Raw genomic sequence first — 20,924 nt, forward strand, 5'->3', positions numbered from 1 at the left:
AGGCCGCAGGCGCTCTCCCACGCCGGTAGGCCGCGGGCGATACGATCCGCTGGCGCTTCAAGTCTCTACTTCCAGGGTATGACTTCCGAGCTGCGGCCCGCATCCGCCGTGGATGATTCCGACGGCCTTGTAATGGGCGGGCGATCAGCCCGACAGCCCGACGACCAGGCGCTCGAGTGCCATGTTCGGCGGCAATGCCCCCGCTCCCTTGAGAGCGGTGTCGGTGTCGTGGATGGCTTCCAGACAGCGGAGCAAGCGGTTGGCCGTGAAGCGTCTGGCCTGGTGCTGAAGTTTTTTGACGACGAACGGCGGTCCGGGAACCACCCCACCCGTGCGCAGTCGCGAGAGCTTGCGAAAATGGGACGCCAACGAAGCGAGCACGACCGGTGCAGGAGCGCCCATTCCCACCATGCGCGAGAGCAGCATCAATGCGAGCGCGCCCCGGCCATCTCCGATCGCATCCATCAAATCCCAGATCGATTCCTCGGCGATATGACTGGTCGATTGTGCGACATGGTCTCGGCTCACCCGCTCACCGGCCCCGGCAAACAGGGCTATTTTGCTGAGTTCCTGGCGCAGCATCAGCAGCCGCGGGCCGATACGATCGGCGAGCATCTCGGGCACCCCTGACTCGTAGGCAATTCCCTGGGCCGAAGCCTCCTCCGCGATGAACGATGCCAGGGCCTTTGCCCCCTTCGGCGGAGCACAATCGACCACCACCGCCGGCGCCTTGAAGGCCTTCACCCAGCTGAGACGTTTATCGACCTTGGCCGCGGTCACGACCAGGATGGTCTCGTTTTGATCCGCCAACTCTGTGACGAGTTCGGCGAGTGCGGTCCCGATTTTCTTGCCGGCGGCACCGCGTGCCGTTTCCGGTTCGCTCAGAATCACCAACCGACGTTGGGCCATGACCGGCAAGGCGCGCACTGAATCGTAGAGCTGATTCAGGGAAGTACTGCGACCGTCGAGTCGATCGAGATTGAAATCATCGGCGGATCCGTCCAACACCGCTGATCGCACAGCCAACAGGGCGTCGTCTCGCAGCAGCGGCTCTTCACCCGCCAGTAGATAGGCGGGGCGAATTTTCCCCTTTGCGAGTTCTTTGTCGAGTTCGGAAGTCTTCATGCCCGAATCCCTTCGCAACTTGCGAGAGTCACGGCAGTGCACTCAGAAGTCTGCGATCCATCGAATCGTGTACGCGGCTGGCGAGCAAGCCACTCAGGTAGCGTAACGCCTCACGGCGGTTTTTTCGCAGCACCGCCACGTCGGCACTGGCAAAATAGATCTCGCCCGCTTGAAAAACTTCGGGTTCCATCTGGGCACTGTCCGCGTCTGCCGCGTCGACCCGGAGTTCCAGCAATAGGGTGACTTCGTACTCCCGGGCCAGCGCAGAACCGGTAAAGCTCCGGCTCCTGGTTCGCACCTGGGTCACACGACCTCGCAGCGTGTAGTTCGCGCGCGCTGGATCGGAAATCAGTTTGAGTCCACCGCGGGTGAGGATCTCGTGCCGCAGGGCCTCGGTTGCCAGCAGTTCGACACCGGCTTCCTTGGAATCGTTTTGCAGGGTTACGACGCAGATGCGCTGGGCATCGCCGTCTGCGCGCTGATAACGCACGAATCGATAACCGCATCCGGCCACGAGGATCGGTAGGAGCAACAGGAGGACGAGCCGAAGGTTTTGGCGACCGCGCACGAAGCACTTATAGCACGGCGAGTTCAGGCTGGTGAGTGGGCTACGCGACGCTCGGGTTCAGGAGTCGACCTTCAGCAGGCTCTTGGCTACGGCGAGAACCTTGTTCGCCTGTATGGGTTTGGTGAGATATTCGTCCGCACCCAGGGACATCGCGCGCTGCCGGTCTTCCCTGGCGCCTTCGGTCGTGATCACGCAGATGGGCAATTTAGCGAGATTCTGGTCACCCCGAATCAAGTTGATGAGTTTCAATCCGTCCATGATCGGCATGTTGATGTCGATCAGCGCGAGATCGAAATGATCACTCGTAACCTTGCGCAAGCCATCCATTCCGTCTTGCGCCTCTACGATTTCGATATTCTTCATGCGTTTGAGTGCGAAGATGAGGAGCTGCCGCATGGTCGGGCTGTCCTCCACAATCAAGATTCGATGTTTCGCCATGATGTATCTCCTTGCAGTATCTGCGGACGCAGTCGAACTTCGCTCCGCCTAAATCTCTGTTACTTCGTCAAAAGATCAATGAACCCCTGAATCGTGCTCAGCTTTCGCGTCGATTGCGCATGGAGTCGCGACGCGAAGATCGCAGTGGCCGCGTGCCCTGCGAGCAGAGTAAACAGTTCGTGATCGAGGGGTGAAAAGCCCGACTTCTGTTGCAGCACGCTGTAAATGACAATGGCACCGACTGGGCGATTGTCGACCTGCAGCGGAATACTGACCACCGGATCTTCACTGTCCGGAGACACCGACTCCCTGGTTGCGACATCGCCCGTAGCGACGGACTCGCCTACGAACCCTGTTCCCACCTCGACACGCGGGAAAGATTCGAGGGCGCGCCCTTCGGCGGCGACAGCCTCGAGAAAGTTGGTCTTCTCGTCGTATACGTAGACTGAAAAGATTTCAGCACCGACCAGGTTGATCACGATCTCCAGGATGATCTTCAATACTTCAGAGGCATCGAGGGTCGAATGCAGCTGATAGCTCGCCACGTAGAGGTTCGCGATGTTGTTGTTTTCTTCCTCGATCTCGAGATATCGCTCGGCGAACTGATGGTTCTCGGTTTCCACCTCGACGAGTTGATCGCGGATGCTCTGGTTTTCGAACTCGAGTGTGGTGATCCGGGTTTTGAGTTCCTGTCGCAACTTCTCCCACTGGTCGGGACTCTGCGCGGCATCATTTTGCCGGCTGAGCACATCCTGCAGTCGCTTGCGAAGCGTCTCGTTGTCCGCCAGGAGCTGACGGGTAAATTCAGCACCTCGCTTGAAGATCGAGAGAACGGCTTCACCGCGCTCGTAAGCCAGTTCCACGACTTCGTTGTTGTCCGTATCTCGTATATCGCGGGTCACACCGACCCCCTTCCTCTTGCCCTCTTCAATTCACCGGGCGCCACGCCCGATTGAATTGCCGCTGGCACAGCATGTAGTGGAACCACTTGATCCACAGCTCCGGATCGAATGGCCTGTTGCGGCATTCCGAAGATCACCGCGGTTTCTTCTGATTCGGCGATGACACGTCCACCTGCCTTTTGGATCGCGAGGGCACCTCGACGACCGTCGTTTCCCATCCCCGTCAAAACCACCCCCAAAACGTCCGAGCCGCATTGTTTCGCGGCAGTTTCGAAGAGTCGATCGACCGAGGGCGCGTATTTGTCAGTGGGTTCGCTCGGCGTGACGCGGGCTTGAATCTGCCCACGAACCTTCACCACTTCGAGATTCATGCCCCCGGGAGCCAGTAACACATTGCCGGGAATGAGTGCTTCACCCCCCTCGGCCTCCTTGACGGAGAACCGAGTCATCCGGTCCAGCCTCTCCGCGAAACCCTGGGTAAATCCGGCCGGCATGTGCTGTGCTATCAAGATGGGACAGGGCGGCGGCTCCGCAAAAGCGCCCAGTGTCTGCATGATTGCCGCTGGGCCTCCCGTCGACGATCCGATCACGACAACACTCGAAACACTCTCCGCACTCGGAATACTCTCCGGAAGGTCTGACAGCATCGGGGGTACCGCGGCGATGCGGTCTTTGACTTTGTCGATTCGCAGATCGCGAATGGCGTGCACCTTGCGGATCAACTCCGCCTGGATGCGCTGCAGATCGGGGGTTGCGCGCTGGTTCGGCTTGGCAATGAAATCGACGGCACCCAGGTCGAGGGCCTTGAATACGTCTCCCTCTCCCGCGCGACCGCTGATCACCATTACCGGAGTCGGGATCTTTGCCATCAAGAGGCGCAAGAAGGTAAAGCCGTCCATGCGAGGCATTTCGAGGTCCAGGCAAATGAGGTTCGGCTTGAGACTGAACGCCTTGCGGAGCGCTTCCTCACCGTCCCGAGCCGCTCCCACCACCGTGACCAGGGGCGACGTCTCCAGCATGCGGGTGATGGTGCGACGACTGAACGCCGAATCGTCGATCACAAGCACTCGAATCTGATCGCGAGGTGTCATGCGATGCCCCCCTCGCGGTCCGTCTCATCGATCGCTGCCTCTGCAAGAGCCTGCCAGGAATCCGACACCTCACTCCCAAGTCCGGGTCTGCGGTACACGAGGTCTTCTTTGAGTTGCGCAAATTCGAATGCATTCGTGACGTTGATCAGTGATTCCGAGTGACCGAGTAACAGGTATCCACCCGGGACCAGTTTGTCGTGAAAGGTCTGGATGACCTCCTTCTTCGTCGCGAGATCGAAATAGATGATCACGTTGCGGCACATGATCGTGTCCATCGTGCCCAACAACGAAACTTTCGAGCGATCCAACAGATTGATCTGGACGAAATCGACTTCCTTGCGCACGGCCTCGGAGACCTGGCTCAAGTCATCCTTGTCACTGAAGTACTTCGCGCGCAGGATGGATTCGGTTTCGCGAAATGAAGCCTCGCGATAAACACCCTTGCGAGCCTTGCGCAGCACCAGGCGCGAAATGTCCGAGGCGTAAACCCGAAAGTCCCTGCCCGGCCGCAAATTCGCCTCGAGCCCCAACATCACGATGCTCAGCGGCTCCTCTCCACTCGAGCATCCCGCCGACCATATATTGACGGGCTCTCGAGATCCAGCATGTCGCTTGCGCAGGAGTTGTTCCGGAATGATCTCGTTGACCAATGCGTTGAGTTGCCGCCGCTCGCGAAAGAAGTAGGTCTCGTTGGTCGTCAGGTCGTCGATCACGCCGGCAAACTCTTCGTCGCCATCCTGACCGTTGCGCAGGTAGTAGCGGTACGCGGCAAAACTACCCAGCTCGAGCTTGGCGACTCGGCGAGCCAGGCGCTTCTCCACGAGAAAGCGCATGTCCGTATCGAAATGCAGTCCGCAGCGATCTCGCAATAGTTTGCAGAACATGCGGAACTCGGCATCTGTCATTTCGAGTCGTGTTGGCTGGACGGACATACCCGAACTCAGACCTCCAACCGTTTGAGGGCGTGAAGGATTGCATCGCGAACAAAGGCATCTTGTTCTATCTCGAGGCGGCGCAGAATACTCGGCAGCGCCCGGGTTACGCGTCGATCTGCGAGCACCTGAATCGCATCGGCTCGGACCGCCCAATTCGGGTGAGAGACCAACGGCAGCAGTTCCAGAAGTTGTTCCTGGTCTGCATGAGCACCGAGACAGCTCACCGCCGCCTGCGCCAGTTCCTGCTGCTCATGAGAAAGCAGCGGAGACGCAACCCGCGCTGCCTCAGCGCCACCCACCTGAGTCAAAGCTTCGAGTGCAGCCAAACACACGGCCCCGATGTCTCCGAACCCAGTTGTAAGCAGGGCGATCTTGTCTTCCCGAGTCAAACCGACACAATCGTGGGCGCCGATGGATCGCATCGCCGACGATCGAACACGCCAGTCTTCGTCGTGCAACAGGCGCTCGAGGTCCTCCCGGATGCCCTCGCGGCCTGAAGCGATCAGGGCTCCGGTGGCGGCAATTCGGACCAGGTAGGATTCGTCGGCGAGCGCCAGACGCAAAGGCTCGCAATCGCCGCCCACAGATATTCTCGAAAGCCCCTCTACAGCGGAGCGGCGAACGTCAGCGCTCGCGTCTTTCATCAGCGAAGTCACAATTTCCAGGTCTTCGCTGCGCCCGATACGACTCAGCACTCGGGCACATTCCAGGCGAACTCTTTCGCTCGCGCCTTCCAGAACTCCCGATATGAGTTCCACTGCTTCGGCCAGCAACACATCATGTTCGTCGTGAGGACCCGTACATAGTGTGACAAGAGCATCCACCAACACGATGCACTCTTCTTCGGCTTCGATGTCGTCACCGTTAGCCGACAGTTCGAGTCGCCGCACCAACGGCGCGAGCGCCTCGGCACAACCGCAGGCCGCCAACGCCTCAGCGGCGGCAGAGCGTTGCTCTCCATCGTTTGAATTGAGAGACTCGAGCAAGCGCTCAATGGCATGGGGACCGGCCGTCCCTCCCAACAAGCGACACGCGTCCCGGCGCATGGGTGAATCGAGCCCATCCCAACCGTCATTGATCGCGTCCTCACTGACATGTCCCAGCTGTTCCAGAGTCGCTTGCGCTACTTCTGCGATCGCTTCGTCACGCCCCGCTTCGAGAATTGCGATGACACATTCGGGTTCGCCGACCAGGCCGAGGAATTGAACCATGTTGAGTCGACTCGCCAGGTCCGATTCGGGCAACCGTTCGATGACACTCTCGGCCAATCGCGGTAGAGACCGCGCCACTTCTCGGATACGCGACACCATGGATTCGAATTCAGCGCCGTCTCGCCGGGACAAGACTCGCAGCAGCGCCGTCATCGCGGCATCGCGGCCAACCCGGGAATTTTCCTCCAATCCCTTGAGCAGGCACTCTGTTGCCTCGGCGTCGTCGAGATAGCCCAGCAGAGCGTAACCCGCCGTCGCGAGGACTGGATCCTCCAGGACCCCGCGCAAATCCGCGACGCATACCGTGACTTCGAGGTCGACGAGCGAACGCAACGACGACAAGCGCAAGAGTTGGTCGTTGTTTTCATCGATTGCACATGTCCGAAGCGCAGACTCGGCGCCAACGCCGCCGATCGCGCCGAGTGCGTCGGCTGCCGCCGCGCACACATTCGCGTCCGAATCGCTGAGTGAAGCAATCATGGCCGTCTCGCCGAGTTGGTCTCCAATGCCCGCGACGGTGTCGACGATCAATTTCCGAACATCGATGTCCTCGCTATCCAGGGAATCGATGAGTTGCGGCAGAACCAATGGCCCCATCGCTACCAGCGCTTCGACTGCAGAGTTGCGTCGCCCCGTATTGTCGCCATCAGAAAAAGCGGCGATCAGGGCATCCGCGACGATGTTCGTTTCTCCGCAAGCAACGAGTCGTTCGACACTGGCCTTTCGGACCCGCCAGCTGGAATCACCCAGGCTCGATACCAGGTGCGTGATGGCATCCAGAATCGGAAGCTCTAGAACACGCTCCACTGCCAGACGACGCAGTTCGTCGTCGCTGCTTTCAAGACCAGCGAGAATGGAATCTCGCTCGCGCTCAGACATTTCAGAATTCATTGCATGCCTCGCTCCCGGGCGACGCGCAGCAGCTCTTCCACAATGAAGTCCCGCTCAGCACGTACCCGCTCATCTATTCGTTGGGCAAAGAGCACCCTTCCTTCTTCGATCTGGTCGTCCATCGCCTCGACCACGTTCCCGCTCGTGATCGCATCAGCGAATTTTTCAGGCTGATAGAGCGCGATGTCCGAGACGATGATTCGCGCCAATCGCTCGGCGTTCGTGCGCACCTCTGCCAATTCGTCACTCGGATCTGGGCTGGGTGCTGCCTCGACCGGAGCTGTCACCTGCGGTGCAACTTCATCCAACTCGAGGGAGGGTTCGACGATCGGCGGCTCAGGCGGCAGCTTCAATGTCTGTACCGGTTTCGGCGCCGGGGCCGGGATCTGGGCCGGCTCCGGGGTCGGCGGCGGCGCGGGCGTCGCGTTTCCGCCGGGCGTCGACAGGGTCAGCCCCATCTGTTCCAACAAGGGACCGAGGCCATCCGGCAGATCGGGCTGCTCAATGTAGAAGTCGGCTCCATAGAGTTCGACGGGCTGGCGGCGGTAGCGTTCCTGATTGTGGACAGCACCGACCAGAATCACCCCCGTGTGTTGCAGGCTCTCGTTGCGCTTGATGACTTCGCAAACCTGAAACCCGTACATCTTGGGCAACGCAGCGTCGAGCACGACAACCCGGGGCAGCATGCGCTGAATGGTCAGCATGGCTTCGACACCATCGTGCACGAGAACGGGGTGCAACCCCCAAGCGGACAACCTTGCAACCGTTGATTTGCCGCAGTCCACATCCGGGTCTGCAACGACGACGAGACGCTCGCGATCGACCGCAACATCCTCGGCCGAAGCGGGAGGAGACCCTTGGCTGACCTCGCCCTGCGCCTGGTGCGGAGCTTCGTTCGCAGCCTGGGACGTCACATCGGGGGCAGAAGCGACCACCGGCGGCACTGGAGCTGCTGGCTGTGTTGGAGGAGCGACAGGCTGTGCAATCGGTTTCTCAGGGGCAACCACCTTGAATAGGGACTGGCATTTCGCACATTTGAGTCGGGACCCGTTCGGGCCAATTCGACTCTCGGCAACGCGATATCGCGCCGTACAATTGGGACATGTAGCAATCATTCTCTTTACTCCCTCTAGTCGCCGTGGCCCAGTTCCGTCCGTGGCAACCGATGCCTGCCTCTCAAATACGGAACTTCGCTACCTGTTCGCGCAGGTCCTCTGCCTGGGAGACGAGACCGCTGATCGAATCTCCCAGGGACTCGGCTGCCGCTTCGTTCGAGCTGGTTTGTTCGGACACCTGCTCGAGAAAGACGACCACCTGATTGCACGCCGCTGATTGTTCGTGAAGCGAATCGTTGATGTTTTCAACAACCTCTCGCACACCCTCGATGCTCTCCCGAATTCGAATGAAGCCGCGAGACTGCTCTTCGGTGGTTCGCCGCACCTGTTGCGCTACTTCGCGCATCGTGATCGACGAGCGATAGATGATCTCGTTGCCGCGATCCTGGTCGGCGGACGCGCCCACAATGGCCTCGACCCCATCGCGCACCGTATCCATCAAGCCAACCACATGTGACGCAGCGGCAGTCTGTTCACGCACGGCCGAAACAATCTCGCTGATGCGGCGGCCGCTCTCTCGCGAGGAACTCGTGATTTCTTCCAATGAAACGCCTGCCTCGGCAGACAGCTCGACTCCACTTGCGACACTCCGGGCTCCAACTTCGATGGCGCCGACCGCATTGTCACTCTCGTCCTGCACGCCGCGAATCAGGCCACCGATTTCCTTGGTGCTTGCGATCACTCGGTCCGCGAGTTCCTTGATTTCCTCGGCCACCACGGAAAAGGCGCGCCCATGCTCACCCGCCTGCGCCGCGATGATCGCCGCATTCAGTGCCAATAAGTTGGTCTCTTCAGCAACGTCGTCAATCACGTCCAGGATCGCTCCGATCTCCTTGGTGCGAGCCCCCAGACCGCGAATCACGCTCTCCGCAGTGTCGGTAGCATCGCGAATCGCGTGCATACCATCGATCGTCTGAGACACCTTCTGCTGACCCAGTTCGGAGGTGCTGATCACGTTTCTCGAGAGTTCCGCGGTCAGCTCCGCCGTGGTGTCTACCGCACGCATCGCACTCGCCATCTCTTCCATGCTGGCGGAAGTCTCAGCGGCCGCTTCCGTAAGACCCTCACTGGTCGAATTCACCTGCTTTACGCTGCGCACCATCTGCTCAATCGAACTGGACACCTCGTCGACCTTGCTCCCGAGAACCGACGCGGTTTCGTTCAACTCATCGCCTGCGGCGCCCAATTCGAGAATCGAACTGCTCGATTCCTCGACGGAAATATTCAAGTCCTGTGCCGAGCCCGCGACGTCCATCACCTGTTTGTTGATCGACACCATCAACTCGCTCGCTTGTTGGATGTTTCGCACTTGTTCCGCGCTGGCCCCTGCGACTCCCTCGGCAACTCGAGCGATACTGCTGGTCGAGGCATCGACCCCGTCCGCGGCGGCGGACAAACTCTTGACCATGTCTCGCAGGGCGCTCCCCATGACTTCGAACGATCGCGACAAGTCGCCAAACTCGTCTTCGGATTCGAAGACTTGCCCGCGTTGCAAATTGCCGCTGGCCAGGCTTTCTGCTGTGGCGCCAAGCGATCTGAGCGAAGCGTGAAGATCCGAGGAAATCAGCGTCGCGATCAAGAATGCACAGCTCATCGAGACGACCAGCACGAGGCACAGCGCCGGCAGCCTGGAACTTGTGGAGAGTGCGATGTCACTTCGCAAAATTCGCGCCGCCACGATCCCCCCCTTGGGCAGCGTGCGATAGGCCCAGAGTGCATCTTGGTGCGGCTTGCTGAAGACGCCGGAAGATTTGCCGCTCGCGACGGACGCAAGGATCTTCTCGCGCATCATGCGAGATTCGTCCGTTCCGGCGGGCGCAGTTCCCTCCGCGATCATTTCGAAGAAAATCGGAAAGGGCAACAATTTTCGATCATTCGAGACGGCCTGAACGGCCTGTTCGAAGCTCGTCTGGGGCAGTTCTGCTGCGACCGCTTCGAGGGCCATGACCTCGGTCCGCAAGACCATTTCATCCAGAGCGGCGTCGGTCTGGACGTACGTAAATGTCATGGCAAAGACCACAGTTGCCGCCACAGTGCCCACCACGGCAGTTGACAGTTTTCGCGAAAGTGAAACCGGTCGAATGCGACTGCGGCGTTCTTCGGAATCATGGATCCTCGTCGCGATTTCCCGGCGAATAGGTTCGAGTTCCCGCTTCAAGCCGAAGAACAGCACAAAGCCCGCGAGGGTCGCCGCCGAGACCCCGGCCAGTACGAGCACGAAGCTGCGAGTCGTAATGCCCCACCCGACTCCGTCCATGATCGTCAACACGACCGGCAAACCGATCGCCGCGCAAATCCCTGTGACGGTGAATACGCGTTGCGTGTCCGAGGGCAGAGCGATCACGGCGCTAAACGCGTTCAGGGTCGGGGCAGTTGTCCCTTCCTCTCCCGTGTGATCGTCGAGCCAAGCGGCGACGGGCTTGAGCGCATGCCGCATCCAGATGCCACACGCGGCGGCAGCCATGAACAAGACTACGGCCAGACTCGTTCCAAAGGTCCATGAATCCGCTGCCTCGAGATCCAACAGCAGAGAGACACAGAGCGCGAATACCACCAGGGTAGCCATTGCCGCCGACAGGACGTAGGCGGCGAACCGCTGGCGCATATGGTGCGCACTTGGGAGCGAATCGTTTTGCATTACTTTTCTCCCGGGCTCGCCAAGGCGGAGCGATAAACATTTTCCAAGATTGTCTCCACAGATAAAACCATGATTGGAGGCCCATCAGAACGCCGGACCACCGCGCGAACGACGTTGTAACCTGCCTGAACCGCGAGGTCGGGTACATCTTCCAAAAGTGCTGGGTCGATCGAAAGTACGTAGTTTGCGGCATCCACACGCAACCCGAGCAACAACCCATCGCAATCGAGAACCACGATGCGTGAGGCCGGCGTCTCCTCGCTCGCTTCGCCACCCAACACGCGGCTGAGATCGAGCAAGGGCACGAGGCCCCCGCGCAACTCCACGACACCATCGATCAGTTCCGGAGCATTGGGAAGAGGCGTGACTTCCTGAGGGCGAACGATTTCGCGCACCAACCCGACATCGAAGGCATAGCACTGCCCACGCGCTTCAAAGCACGCGAGACTGATTTCGCTCACCGGCAGCGTTGTTTCTTGATCAACTCGCATCTAGATCCAATACATGAGCCATGTCGACGATCGACACGAACTCATCCCCGCGCTTGCAAAATTCGACTACCGCCCCACTCTGGCTCGAGCTCGCGGGAGAGATTTTATCCTCGGAAACCCGAAGGACCTGGTCTACGGCGTCCACCAAAACTCCGGTAACTCCGTTGTCTTCCCCGTGCAGAACAATGATTCGACTGCGCCGCGTCGGTGGCGAGAGCGCGAGGCCCAGTCGCATGCGTCCGTCCAGCACCTGCACGACTTCCCCGCGCAACGCCACGACGCCGACGACACTGTCGGGCACGCGCGGCATGGGAGTAATTTCTCGTAAGCGTATGATCTCACGCACCTGATCGACGGGAACCGCGTACGGCGCGTCGTTCAACACGAAGGTCAACAGCTCCCGGAGAATCTCCGGCTCCTCGTCTGAAACGTCATGTCCCGAGGCACCGCGCCCCAACCGCTCCCACTCCGGGATCTCGCTGTCACGGCCTTCGTCCGATCCGACATTGCGAGCCGTCATGCCGCGTCCCTTCGCCGAAGCGCATCCTCGATGATCGCCGAAACATCGATTACCAACACTGCACCGCGATCCCCCAGTTCGGTCGCACCGGCGATCCCACGAACTTGAGCGATGGGACCCTGGATCGATTTGATGACCGTGTCGAGCTGGCCGTCGAGTTGATCGACCAGCAGGCCAACGCGCAGATCGCCCAGCGCGAGCACCACCACATACTGACGTTCATCTTCGGAGTGGCTCAGACCAAACTCATCGGACAGCCTGCGCAGGTGAAGTGGTTCGCCACGCAAATTGAGAATCTCTCGCCCCTCGCTGTGTTGGATCTCAGAACAATCTATCAGCAGGGTCTCGAGAACCGAGTTGAGGGGAATCGCGAAACGCTGCTTTCCGACGCCCACGATCAGGGCTTGTATGATCGCCAGGGTGATGGGCAGGGTCAGGGTCAAGGTGGTTCCACGGCCCAATTGGGAACTGATGTCGACGATGCCACCCAAATCGCTCAGGTTGCTGCGCACGACATCCATCCCGACACCGCGCCCACTGGTCCCGCTCACTTCGTTCCGAGTCGAAAAACCGGGGGCGAAGATCAAGCTCAGACATTCCTTGTCTGTCAGCACCGCGTCGGCGTCCACGAGCCCCAGGGCCTCGGCTTTCGCGCGCACCGCCACCGGATCGATTCCGGAACCGTCGTCTTCGATCTGGATGACCACGTGATTGCCGCGCTGAAACGCATCAATGCGGATGTTTCCGTCGCGACTCTTGCCGAGCTTGACGCGCTCTTCTGGGGACTCGATCCCATGATCGAAACTGTTCCGCACGATGTGCATTAGCGGGTCCACGAGTTTCTCGGCGATCAGCTTGTCGAGTTCGGTGTCTACGCCGCTGAACTCGAGGTTGACCGTCTTGCCGAGATCGCGCTGCAGTCGGCGAGCGACTCGGGAGAGTTTTTCAAAGATCTGTCGCAGGGGAACCATGCGCACGTCAAGGACGCTGCTCTGCAACTCTTTGAGTTTTCGATCCAACGTCTTATGGGCTTTCGAGAGCTCAGAGGCGATACGCCGGGTGCTTGAATCTGTCGCCAGCTTCTCGGCAATCCGTGCAATGGCGATGCGACTGATGGTCAACTCTCCGACCAGATTCATGAGATCGTCGAGCTTGTGGATGTCGACTCGAACGGTTGCGCTGATCGACTTCAGAGAGCCTATTCCCGCAGACAGATCAGCGGCGGCTTCATCGGCGGTCGGATTCTGCGGCTCGGAACCATTTGGCCCGGCCTGGCTCGGTTTTGACTCTTCGGAGGTCGCGGTCTCTTCGGGCGAATTGCTCGACGAACTGGTGGTCCCAGCAATGACCAATCGCACTTGGGTGTCGGGAAAATCGAGGCGCTCGGCAATGTCGTCGCTGGAAAGATCGGACGCGACGAGGAGCGAGAAACGGATCTGCGACTCGGGGGCATCACCGGGCGACGGCAGTGTAGAGACCACTTCGCCAACTTCGCGGATCGCCTCGGAAAGCTCTGACAGGCCTTCTTCGAACGCGATGATCTCGAACGTGGAATCGACCAGCGCCACGTGCCGGCCGCGACTGATGTTTTCGCGCAGGCGGTGCTCTTCGTACTCCGTGAGCGCGCGCAACAGGGATGGATCCAGATCGAGCCCTGTGAGTGTATCATCCGATTCGACGCGCTCCTGTACCGCCGCTTCGATTCGATTCACGAGTTCTTCGACACTGCTCTGCGCTTCAGGCTCGAAGTCTGAGTCGCCGAGACGTCGCATGAGCAGTGAAAACAACTCGACCGCTTCATCGAGCAGGTTCAGGGCGGGACTTTCCATCGACAGGCGTCCAAGCCGGAGGCTGTCGAGGATGTCTTCGAGATGGTGAGCGAGTTCGCTCATGGTCTCTAGCCCGAACAGCCCCGCCAATCCCTTCATGGAATGGGCCGAGCGAAATATGCTGTTGACGAGATCGGGGTCGACTTCTGTGCCGCTCGCCCGCTGGTCCGAAAGATTGGCCAGGTCCTCGCGCATCCGCTCGAGAATCTCTTCCGCTTCCGCGACGAATTCTAAATCGGCCTTGCTCGGTCGCGCTTGTTTCCGCTTGGATTTCTTGGCTGCCACGGCGCCGACCTACCCCTTCTTGGGCGTCGATTGAGCGAGTAGATCCCGTGCGACTTCGCGAAGGGTCTCCGGCTCGAATGGCTTGACCAGATACGCGTTAGCCCCGAGGCCCAACCCCTTGTCTCGATCACGTTCAGAGCCTTCAGTAGAAACAATGATCAACGGGATGGAGGAATACTTCGAATTGCTCTTGACGAACGAAACGAGTTCGAGTCCGTTGATATCCGGCATGTTGATGTCTGTCACGACGAGGTCGTAATCTTCTCGCGGCAGGAAGCGCAAAGCTTCGAAACCACTCGAAGCCTCGGTTACTTTCACCTCGTCGCCCAATTCTTCGAGCGTTGACGCGAGCAAGGACCGCATCGTGGCGGAGTCCTCGACGATTAAAATGCGCTGCACATGCTTCCTCCCGATACGAGTCACGCGTTCACGGAACGCATCTATTTATCGGCGGACATTGAGCTTTCTTTAGATGGGAGAAGGACTTCCAAGGCTTCTAGCAAATCGCTGACTCGCGAATTGCACAGGCCTGGCAGGTACCTGTGCGGGCGGAATCCGGGGGACGGCCGTAGCTGAATCATCGAGCCACAGCGGAAGCATGGCTCAGCGCTGTTCGTCGGCTTCCGCCAAGGTGCGTTCCAGGACGGCGCGATCGAGTGCGATCCCCGCGTGATGCAAGACCACCTCTAGCGCGCTCGTATCCCCTGGATCTTCTTCACTCGGACCATTTTCTGCGTACAGCAAAGCCACCACCTGCTCGCCGCTCACGATCGGGGCAATGTAGGCATTTCTACCGGGCTCGCTTCCGAGTAACTCACACAATCGTTGATCTCCTGCGTCGCGTACCGGCACCTGAATCGGATTCAGGCTCTCGATGACCTCGGAGAACCTGCCCACCTCCGAACGCTCGAACTGCAAGGCCCTCATCTCGACGTCGTCCGGCCCCCCGGTCGCTTCGAGTCCGTGCTGAGCCATGCCGATAATCTGTTCGCCGCGAACCATGAACATTGCAACGCGCTCGAAGGATTCCGCCGCGAAGCGAATCACCAGCGGTAGAACCTCGCCGCGACTGGAAGCGTCGCTCAGGGCTTGTGTTGCGATCTTGAGCCGCTCGAGATCATTGGCCGGTGCCATCTCGCGCCGAGCCTCGACCTTCACAGCCGACGATGCGCCACTCGCCCGGCCTTTCGAGAGAAGTCGGGCCGACTCTTCGCGCAAGGTAGCCGTGAGTTGTTGAGCCAGGATCTGTTGATCGGGCGAATCTGCGGTTTGCATCGCGCTCTCTGAAGGGTGCACAGCGATCGGCAGGGCGACGGGAAGCGCGCATCCATCGGCCTTGTCTTCCGCAACCAACCAGGCGATCGGCATGTGCGGAGCCTGCCCCCGAAGGCGATTCACATAATCGGCGGCGTCCACGATGCCGCTCAAAGGGTTGCCATCGATCTCTGGAGAGATCAGCAGGATGGGCGCCTGGGCACGAGCGAGATATTGGCGAATGCGACCGAGGCCTTCCTGCGATCGCTGAAACACGTGAACGCTGGCAAAATGCTTCGCCAGCGCTTGACGCGCCCAATTGAGCACCGACAAAGATTCATCGATGACGATCACCGGCGGAAGAACTTCGTCTTTGAGCGTTTGCCCGGTTTCCATCTCTGGCGCAACCCGCTCGGCGGTCGCTTCGACGAGCAGGTCTACTGGGCCTTGCGAAGTGTCCTCGGCAATGATCTCCGAAATCCCTTCCGGGCCGACTGACGAATCTTCGACGAGTTCGACTGTATCGACATCGACGGGTTCGAGTTCCTCGATGACTTCGACTTCTTCGACAACGCCATCATCTTCAGAAGCTGCAGCGGTTTCGGTTACGCCAAACATTTCTTCCGCCGAGAGATCGAGGTTCAAGTCTGTCCCGGTATCTGCAACGCTTTGATCGTCGGATTCTGACCCACCCGGGCGGTGGCTTTCGTCCCAGATGCGAAGGCTTTCCATCGCCATGAACTGGGCATTGACCCCTGTCGAGAGCGCCATCTCGTTGTTCAGCCAATCGCTCTCGGCACCCACGTCGAAGCTGAACTCACCGGAGACCCAGGAAAACATCCTGCCGACCGCCTTCTCGGCGCATTCGCGTCGCAGGGAATCGATACGTTCGAGACTGATCGATGTTTGTTGTTCCAGCGCAGCAAGAAGCTCCACACCGGATTCTTTCGCGAAATTGGCCGCAACCTCGAAGTCGGCTTCGCTGACAAAACATCCGGGGACGAGCAAGCCCCGGAGATCTTCTGGATCGCCCTTCATCGTGGCAAGGCGGACCAAACCGTTCTGAAAGACGATCTGCCCCTCCCCCCCATCTCCACGGATACTGAGCACGCCTGACTTCTGCGATAGGTGGATTATCTGAAGGATGTCTCCCAGACCTAGGTCTTCAAGACTTCCGATCAAGCTCATTGCGCACTCCGGCTCGCTCTACAACAAACAACACATTGATCTCAGCGGACATGGACCCCGTTCAAATCAGCCAGTCCGCACGCAACGAGAATGCGCGCAGCGTGAATGATCTGCAGCTAAGTCGGGAACTGAGAACGACAGCCCCACTCGGAGATGATCGGCCGAACGAGGAGAGACTTGAATCGCCCTTGGGCCTCTCGGCAACTCCGCGATATCCCAATTCCCGCTTGACTAACGGGGGCTTCGGTGGGGTGCTGCCAGTTCCTGAGACCTTGCACGAGATGTTTGGGATGAGGAGATTCGCCCGGATTTCCGCTGAAAGCGAAGCTTCGGAGTCGCGACGGTACCGAGATAGGCGGCGACCGCCTGGACTCCGCGGTTCACCTCGGCGGGGGGGAGTACAATGCGCAGTCGCAGGCTGGCTGTCGATGCTTCGAAACCCGCGACGGCCCCGGCCACGATGGCTTCCGCGCAACGCGGAAACTCGTCCCCGGCAATTCCCAGCGGTGCCATGGCGATCGATGGCGAGGCGAGAGCCGTCGCGCGCGATACGGCCTGTTGAACGCTCTTGGCGATCAATTCCAGCTTGTACTTCGAACGAACCCCCAGGCCGAGCACCATCACCCTGTTCGACCGCAATTGGCCGGTGGACGGGATCAACAGCGCTTCACCCCGGGCTCCGCGAATTCTTCCTGCCAGGATCTGATCCGAAACGAGTCCGCACAGTCGCCAGTCCACCCGACCCGCACCCCCGCGAAGGGGCAGCTCGTCGATGAAAATACCCGCCACCACGAGATCAACCTTGCTTCGCTCGAGCGGTTCGTCCCCGAGTTCGAGATCGAGGATTCCAGTCATGCGAACTCCCCTGAGCGCACTTTTCTGGCCACTGCGTCCAACACTCCGTTGACGAACGGCGGCGACTCGTCACTGCCATAGCGCCGGGCCAATTCGACCGCCTCATTCAGCACGATGGCTGCGGCCGTTTCGGTATGGGCAAGTTCGAAGGTAGCAAGGCGCAGAATATTGCGATCGACGATCGCCATGCGCGAAATTCGCCAATTCTTGGCGTGGTTGGACACGATCTCATCGAGCCCTTCGCAGTGTGCGACAACTTGAACCACGAGTTCGAGGGCGAAGTCCCGGGCCGCGTGCGGCATCTCGAAATGTTCGGCGACCCCGTCGAATACCTCGGACGCACTCGCGGGGGATGTCTTCGCGATGGTGGGAGGAGGAGCATCGAGCTTGGGTTCCTCACCTTCGAGCGCGTCAGTTTTAGGCTCCAGTCGTCGGGGTCGGTTTTGGAGATCCATCGCGAAAAGAGTTTGCAGGGCGACCTCTCGCGCCCGATGGCGCGCGCTGGACGGCGATTCCGCTGGCTCCGTCATACGTCCTCCGATGGGGGTGCCTTGGCCAGGGAAGGACATAGGTTCGCCATTTCGACCGCGGCACGGGTCACATCCGCACCTTTGTTCCCCTCGCAGCCACCTGCGCGGTCCATCGCCTGGTCGATGTCGTTTACGGTGAGAACCCCAAACGACACCGGAACGCCGGTGTCGCGCATCACTTCTCGCACCCCATCCGTCACTCCGTTGCACACGTAATCGAAGTGCGGCGTGCCCCCGCGAATCACCGAGCCGAGGGTCACGATGGCGTTGTAGCGGCCACTCTGGGCGAGCATCCGCGCGGCCTGGGGGATCTCGAAGGCGCCGGGAACCCACGCGACGTGCAAGTCTTCGAGTCGCCCCCCCAATTCACAGAAGGTCTCGCTGCACCCCTGCAGCAGACGAGTGCTGATCATGTGATTGAAACGCGCAACCACGACCGCAAGCTGCAGACCCGTAGCATCGAGGTTCACGGGATAGGTCTTCATCGAAGCGATGTCCCTTCCCATGACGAATTGTTTGACCAATTCTCTTCGATCCATCTGCCGAACACCGGCATCGTCATCCTTTCGCCCCACGAACCCGGGCCCGGATGTGGAGGTCATCCCCGCTTCGGCGCACGACGACGTCGTCGAGGACAACGGCGTCGCGCAACCGATCGAGCGAAAGCGCTCCGATCGCCGACCTGCCGTCGGAACCGATCAAAATCGGGGCCTGGATCCAGTGTATCTCGTCTATCAGATCGGCGCGGAGCAGCGCTGCGGCCAGTTCGCCTCCCCCCTCTACTAGAAGCGTCGTCAGCCCCGCCTCCCCCAGGCGATCGAGGGCCGCGCCCAGGTCGAGGTGGCGACTCGTGGTACGCACATCGATCAATCGCGCTCCGGTCGCGGCAATTGCCGCGCGACCGCGGGCTCGTGCGCGGCACAACACCCAGGTCTGGAAAACGGCCGATTCTCGCTCGGCCTCCGGCAACAGTCCGGCGTAAAGCTTGGACTTGGGCGACACGCGCAACTTCGAATCGACGAGCACCCGAACGGGTCGATGAACAACCCGCCCCCGCAGACGAGCCGACAACTCGGGGTCATCCACAAGCGCGGTTCCCGATCCGACCATGACTGCGTCGCTTTGCGCCCGCAGGCGGTGAACCAGCTCGCGGGAAGCGCTTCCGGTAATCCAGCGCGACTCCCCGGCCGCAGTGGCAATCCGACCGTCGAGGGTCGTGGCCAACTTCAGGGTGACGAAGGGACGCCCCCGCTTGCACAGCGAGAAGAATCCTCGGTGTTGCTCGATACAGTCGGCTTCGAGCACGCCGACCTCGACGTTTACGCCTGCGCGACGAAGCTTCGCGATGCCGCGCCCGCGCATCCGTGGGTGGGGGTCTCGGCATCCCACAAATATCCTGCGAATGCCTGCGGCGAGGATGGCCTCTGTGCACGGTCCGGTCTGACCGGTGAAGCAACAGGGTTCGAGAGTCACGGCGAGGGTGGCACGGCGCACTGCCGCCGCACCTGCGCGTCGGGTCGCTGCGCGCAGCGCCATGACTTCGGCGTGGGGCCCGCCATAGGGTTGGGTGGCACCGCGGCCGAGCACCTGGTCACCGCGAATGACGACCGCACCTACCGCGGGGTTCGGAAAGGTGCGTCCGGAGGCCCGCCTCGCCTTCGCAAGGGCGAATCGCATGGCAACCTCGGGTTTCATCGCGCGGAATCCTCGTCTGGGTCCTCGTCTTGAATCTCGTTTTGCTTCAACTCTGCGAAGAACGCGATGTAGTCCTCACCGCTCTCGAAGTTCTGGTACACCGAAGCAAAACGAACGGCTGCGAGGTGATCGAGGTCGATCAAACCGCGCATGGTCTGATCGCCGATATCTCGGCTGGCGATTTCCTTTTCACCACTGTCGTGAACCGCCCGTTCGACCGCGTCGAGCAAACTCTCGATCGCGTCTGCACTCACGGGTCGCTTCACACAGGCTGCCTCGATGCCCCCGCGCAGCTTTTCGCGATCGTAGTCTTCTCGACGTTCGTCGCGCTTGATCACCCGGGGCAACACCGTCTCGAGGCGTTCCCGAGTGGTGAAACGCCGACCACACTCCGCGCACTCCCGACGTCTGCGAATTTCCCCGCCATCCTTCGCGAGTCGGGTGTCGATGACTTTATTTTCATCGTCCGCGCAGAAGGGACAGCGCATCGATCAGTCCTGGTCGCTCCAGCGATCCGGGTACAACGGAAACTTGCGGCACATATTTTCGACGTCGCCGCGAATCTCAGCGAGCAAGGCGTCGTCGTCCGGGCGTTCGAGCACGCGCGCGATCATGCCGGCGATCTGCACCATTTCCGCCTCCTTCATTCCGCGGGTCGTCACGGCCGGCGTGCCGATGCGAATTCCCGACGTGACCGCCGGCTTGCGCGGGTCGAAGGGCACCATGTTCTTGTTGGCCGTGATCCCGGCGCGGTCCAGCGCAATTTGTGCGGTCTTGCCGGTCGTTTCCCGACCGACCAGCGAGAGCAGGAACAGGTGATTGTCCGTGCCCCCGGAGACTACAGGCAAGTCACGCCCGATGAACTCTTTCGCCAGCAGCTTGGCATTGACGACAATTTGTTGGCAATAGGACTTGAAGTCCGGGGCTAGCGCTTCCTTGAAGGCAACGGCCTTGCCCGCAATCACATGCATCAACGGGCCGCCCTGGTACCCCGGGAAGATCGAGCTGTTGATCTTCTTCTTCCATTCCTCGTCGCACAGGATCAACCCACCTCGCGGTCCGCGCAGGGTCTTGTGGGTGGTGGTGGTGACAATTTGAGCGATGCCGATCGGACTGGGATGAATTCCGGTCGCCACCAACCCGGCAATGTGGGCGATGTCGGCAAAGAGCACGGCCCCAACCTCGTCGGCAATGTTCCGGAAGGCAGCAAAATCGATCGTGCGAGAGTAGGCCGTTGCCCCGCACTGGATCATTTTGGGTCGATGTTCGAGGGCCAGCTTGCGCAGTTCGTCGTAGTCGATGCACTCGTCTTCCCGGCGCACGCCGTAGGGAATAATATTGTATCGCTTGCCGGAAAAGTTGA

Annotated in this window: 20 protein-coding genes and 1 pseudogene; all 21 read right to left on the bottom strand. The window is 60.2% G+C overall.

Features of this window, described 5'->3' with window-relative positions; genetic code table 11:
• Positions 1 to 144: 144 nt before the first annotated feature.
• Positions 145 to 1,125, bottom strand: a complete 981-nt coding sequence (gene holA / locus IH881_07685; GenBank protein ID MCH7867566.1) for a DNA polymerase III subunit delta — start codon at positions 1,123 to 1,125, stop codon at positions 145 to 147.
• Between the two features lie 28 nt (positions 1,126 to 1,153).
• Complete coding sequence (locus IH881_07690; protein ID MCH7867567.1) at positions 1,154 to 1,615, bottom strand: hypothetical protein; 462 nt, start codon at positions 1,613 to 1,615, stop codon at positions 1,154 to 1,156.
• A gap of 135 nt (positions 1,616 to 1,750) precedes the next feature.
• Positions 1,751 to 2,131: a response regulator gene (locus tag IH881_07695; protein MCH7867568.1), complete on the bottom strand. Its 381-nt coding sequence runs from the start codon at positions 2,129 to 2,131 to the stop codon at positions 1,751 to 1,753.
• A 59-nt stretch (positions 2,132 to 2,190) separates the two neighbouring features.
• Entirely contained in the window at positions 2,191 to 2,988 is a 798-nt protein-coding gene (locus tag IH881_07700) for a GAF domain-containing protein (protein ID MCH7867569.1), read from the bottom strand.
• Positions 2,989 to 3,029: 41 nt separating this feature from the next.
• Entirely contained in the window at positions 3,030 to 4,124 is a 1,095-nt protein-coding gene (gene cheB / locus IH881_07705) for a chemotaxis-specific protein-glutamate methyltransferase CheB (protein MCH7867570.1), read from the bottom strand.
• Positions 4,121 to 5,056, bottom strand: coding sequence for a protein-glutamate O-methyltransferase CheR (locus IH881_07710; protein MCH7867571.1), 936 nt, complete (start codon positions 5,054 to 5,056; stop codon positions 4,121 to 4,123). The genes cheB and IH881_07710 overlap by 4 nt, the downstream gene beginning before the upstream one ends.
• Positions 5,057 to 5,064: 8 nt before the next feature.
• The gene (locus IH881_07715; protein MCH7867572.1) at positions 5,065 to 7,161 is read right to left on the bottom strand and encodes a HEAT repeat domain-containing protein; all 2,097 of its coding nucleotides are present in this window, start codon (positions 7,159 to 7,161) and stop codon (positions 5,065 to 5,067) included.
• Positions 7,158 to 8,096 (bottom strand): response regulator, encoded by a 939-nt coding sequence (locus IH881_07720; GenBank protein ID MCH7867573.1) that lies wholly within the window; start codon positions 8,094 to 8,096, stop codon positions 7,158 to 7,160. Before IH881_07720 ends, IH881_07715 begins: the two co-directional genes overlap by 4 nt.
• 69 nt (positions 8,097 to 8,165) lie before the next feature.
• Positions 8,166 to 8,276, bottom strand: a pseudogene (locus tag IH881_07725) (zinc-ribbon domain-containing protein).
• A 61-nt stretch (positions 8,277 to 8,337) separates the two neighbouring features.
• The gene (locus IH881_07730; protein ID MCH7867574.1) at positions 8,338 to 10,914 is read right to left on the bottom strand and encodes a HAMP domain-containing protein; all 2,577 of its coding nucleotides are present in this window, start codon (positions 10,912 to 10,914) and stop codon (positions 8,338 to 8,340) included.
• Complete coding sequence (locus IH881_07735; GenBank protein ID MCH7867575.1) at positions 10,914 to 11,375, bottom strand: purine-binding chemotaxis protein CheW; 462 nt, start codon at positions 11,373 to 11,375, stop codon at positions 10,914 to 10,916. The genes IH881_07730 and IH881_07735 overlap by 1 nt, the downstream gene beginning before the upstream one ends.
• 19 nt (positions 11,376 to 11,394) lie before the next feature.
• Positions 11,395 to 11,925, bottom strand: a complete 531-nt coding sequence (locus IH881_07740; protein MCH7867576.1) for a chemotaxis protein CheW — start codon at positions 11,923 to 11,925, stop codon at positions 11,395 to 11,397.
• On the bottom strand, positions 11,922 to 14,039 hold the full coding sequence (locus tag IH881_07745) for a chemotaxis protein CheA (protein ID MCH7867577.1): 2,118 nt from the start codon (positions 14,037 to 14,039) through the stop codon (positions 11,922 to 11,924). Before IH881_07745 ends, IH881_07740 begins: the two co-directional genes overlap by 4 nt.
• Before the next feature lie 9 nt (positions 14,040 to 14,048).
• On the bottom strand, positions 14,049 to 14,438 hold the full coding sequence (locus IH881_07750; protein ID MCH7867578.1) for a response regulator: 390 nt from the start codon (positions 14,436 to 14,438) through the stop codon (positions 14,049 to 14,051).
• Between the two features lie 204 nt (positions 14,439 to 14,642).
• Positions 14,643 to 16,481: a DUF4388 domain-containing protein gene (locus tag IH881_07755; GenBank protein MCH7867579.1), complete on the bottom strand. Its 1,839-nt coding sequence runs from the start codon at positions 16,479 to 16,481 to the stop codon at positions 14,643 to 14,645.
• A 231-nt stretch (positions 16,482 to 16,712) separates the two neighbouring features.
• A complete protein-coding gene (locus IH881_07760) occupies positions 16,713 to 17,336 on the bottom strand; it encodes a hypothetical protein (GenBank protein ID MCH7867580.1) in 624 nt (207 codons plus the stop codon).
• Complete coding sequence (nusB, locus tag IH881_07765; GenBank protein MCH7867581.1) at positions 17,333 to 17,866, bottom strand: transcription antitermination factor NusB; 534 nt, start codon at positions 17,864 to 17,866, stop codon at positions 17,333 to 17,335. Before nusB ends, IH881_07760 begins: the two co-directional genes overlap by 4 nt.
• Positions 17,863 to 18,351, bottom strand: a complete 489-nt coding sequence (locus tag IH881_07770; protein ID MCH7867582.1) for a 6,7-dimethyl-8-ribityllumazine synthase — start codon at positions 18,349 to 18,351, stop codon at positions 17,863 to 17,865. Before IH881_07770 ends, nusB begins: the two co-directional genes overlap by 4 nt.
• Before the next feature lie 73 nt (positions 18,352 to 18,424).
• Positions 18,425 to 19,543, bottom strand: coding sequence for a bifunctional diaminohydroxyphosphoribosylaminopyrimidine deaminase/5-amino-6-(5-phosphoribosylamino)uracil reductase RibD (gene ribD, locus IH881_07775; GenBank protein MCH7867583.1), 1,119 nt, complete (start codon positions 19,541 to 19,543; stop codon positions 18,425 to 18,427).
• 14 nt (positions 19,544 to 19,557) lie between these two features.
• A complete protein-coding gene (gene nrdR / locus IH881_07780; GenBank protein MCH7867584.1) occupies positions 19,558 to 20,049 on the bottom strand; it encodes a transcriptional repressor NrdR in 492 nt (163 codons plus the stop codon).
• A 3-nt stretch (positions 20,050 to 20,052) separates the two neighbouring features.
• The coding region (locus IH881_07785) for a serine hydroxymethyltransferase (protein ID MCH7867585.1) at positions 20,053 to 20,924 on the bottom strand (872 nt) is incomplete at its 5' end.

It is taken from the genome of Myxococcales bacterium, from assembly GCA_022563535.1.
Classification (GTDB): domain Bacteria; phylum Myxococcota_A; class UBA9160; order UBA9160; family UBA4427; genus DUBZ01.

Coding starts and splice junctions, on each gene's coding strand:
- holA (MCH7867566.1), bottom strand. CDS start 1,125: ATGAAGACTTCCGAACTCGACAAAGAACTCGCAAAGGGGAAAATTCGC.
- nusB (MCH7867581.1), bottom strand. CDS start 17,866: ATGACGGAGCCAGCGGAATCGCCGTCCAGCGCGCGCCATCGGGCGCGA.
- cheB (MCH7867570.1), bottom strand. CDS start 4,124: ATGACACCTCGCGATCAGATTCGAGTGCTTGTGATCGACGATTCGGCG.
- IH881_07710 (MCH7867571.1), bottom strand. CDS start 5,056: ATGTCCGTCCAGCCAACACGACTCGAAATGACAGATGCCGAGTTCCGC.
- ribD (MCH7867583.1), bottom strand. CDS start 19,543: ATGCGATTCGCCCTTGCGAAGGCGAGGCGGGCCTCCGGACGCACCTTT.
- IH881_07730 (MCH7867574.1), bottom strand. CDS start 10,914: ATGCAAAACGATTCGCTCCCAAGTGCGCACCATATGCGCCAGCGGTTC.
- IH881_07770 (MCH7867582.1), bottom strand. CDS start 18,351: ATGAAGACCTATCCCGTGAACCTCGATGCTACGGGTCTGCAGCTTGCG.
- IH881_07760 (MCH7867580.1), bottom strand. CDS start 17,336: ATGACTGGAATCCTCGATCTCGAACTCGGGGACGAACCGCTCGAGCGA.
- IH881_07755 (MCH7867579.1), bottom strand. CDS start 16,481: ATGAGCTTGATCGGAAGTCTTGAAGACCTAGGTCTGGGAGACATCCTT.
- IH881_07740 (MCH7867576.1), bottom strand. CDS start 11,925: ATGACGGCTCGCAATGTCGGATCGGACGAAGGCCGTGACAGCGAGATC.
- IH881_07715 (MCH7867572.1), bottom strand. CDS start 7,161: ATGAATTCTGAAATGTCTGAGCGCGAGCGAGATTCCATTCTCGCTGGT.
- IH881_07695 (MCH7867568.1), bottom strand. CDS start 2,131: ATGGCGAAACATCGAATCTTGATTGTGGAGGACAGCCCGACCATGCGG.
- nrdR (MCH7867584.1), bottom strand. CDS start 20,049: ATGCGCTGTCCCTTCTGCGCGGACGATGAAAATAAAGTCATCGACACC.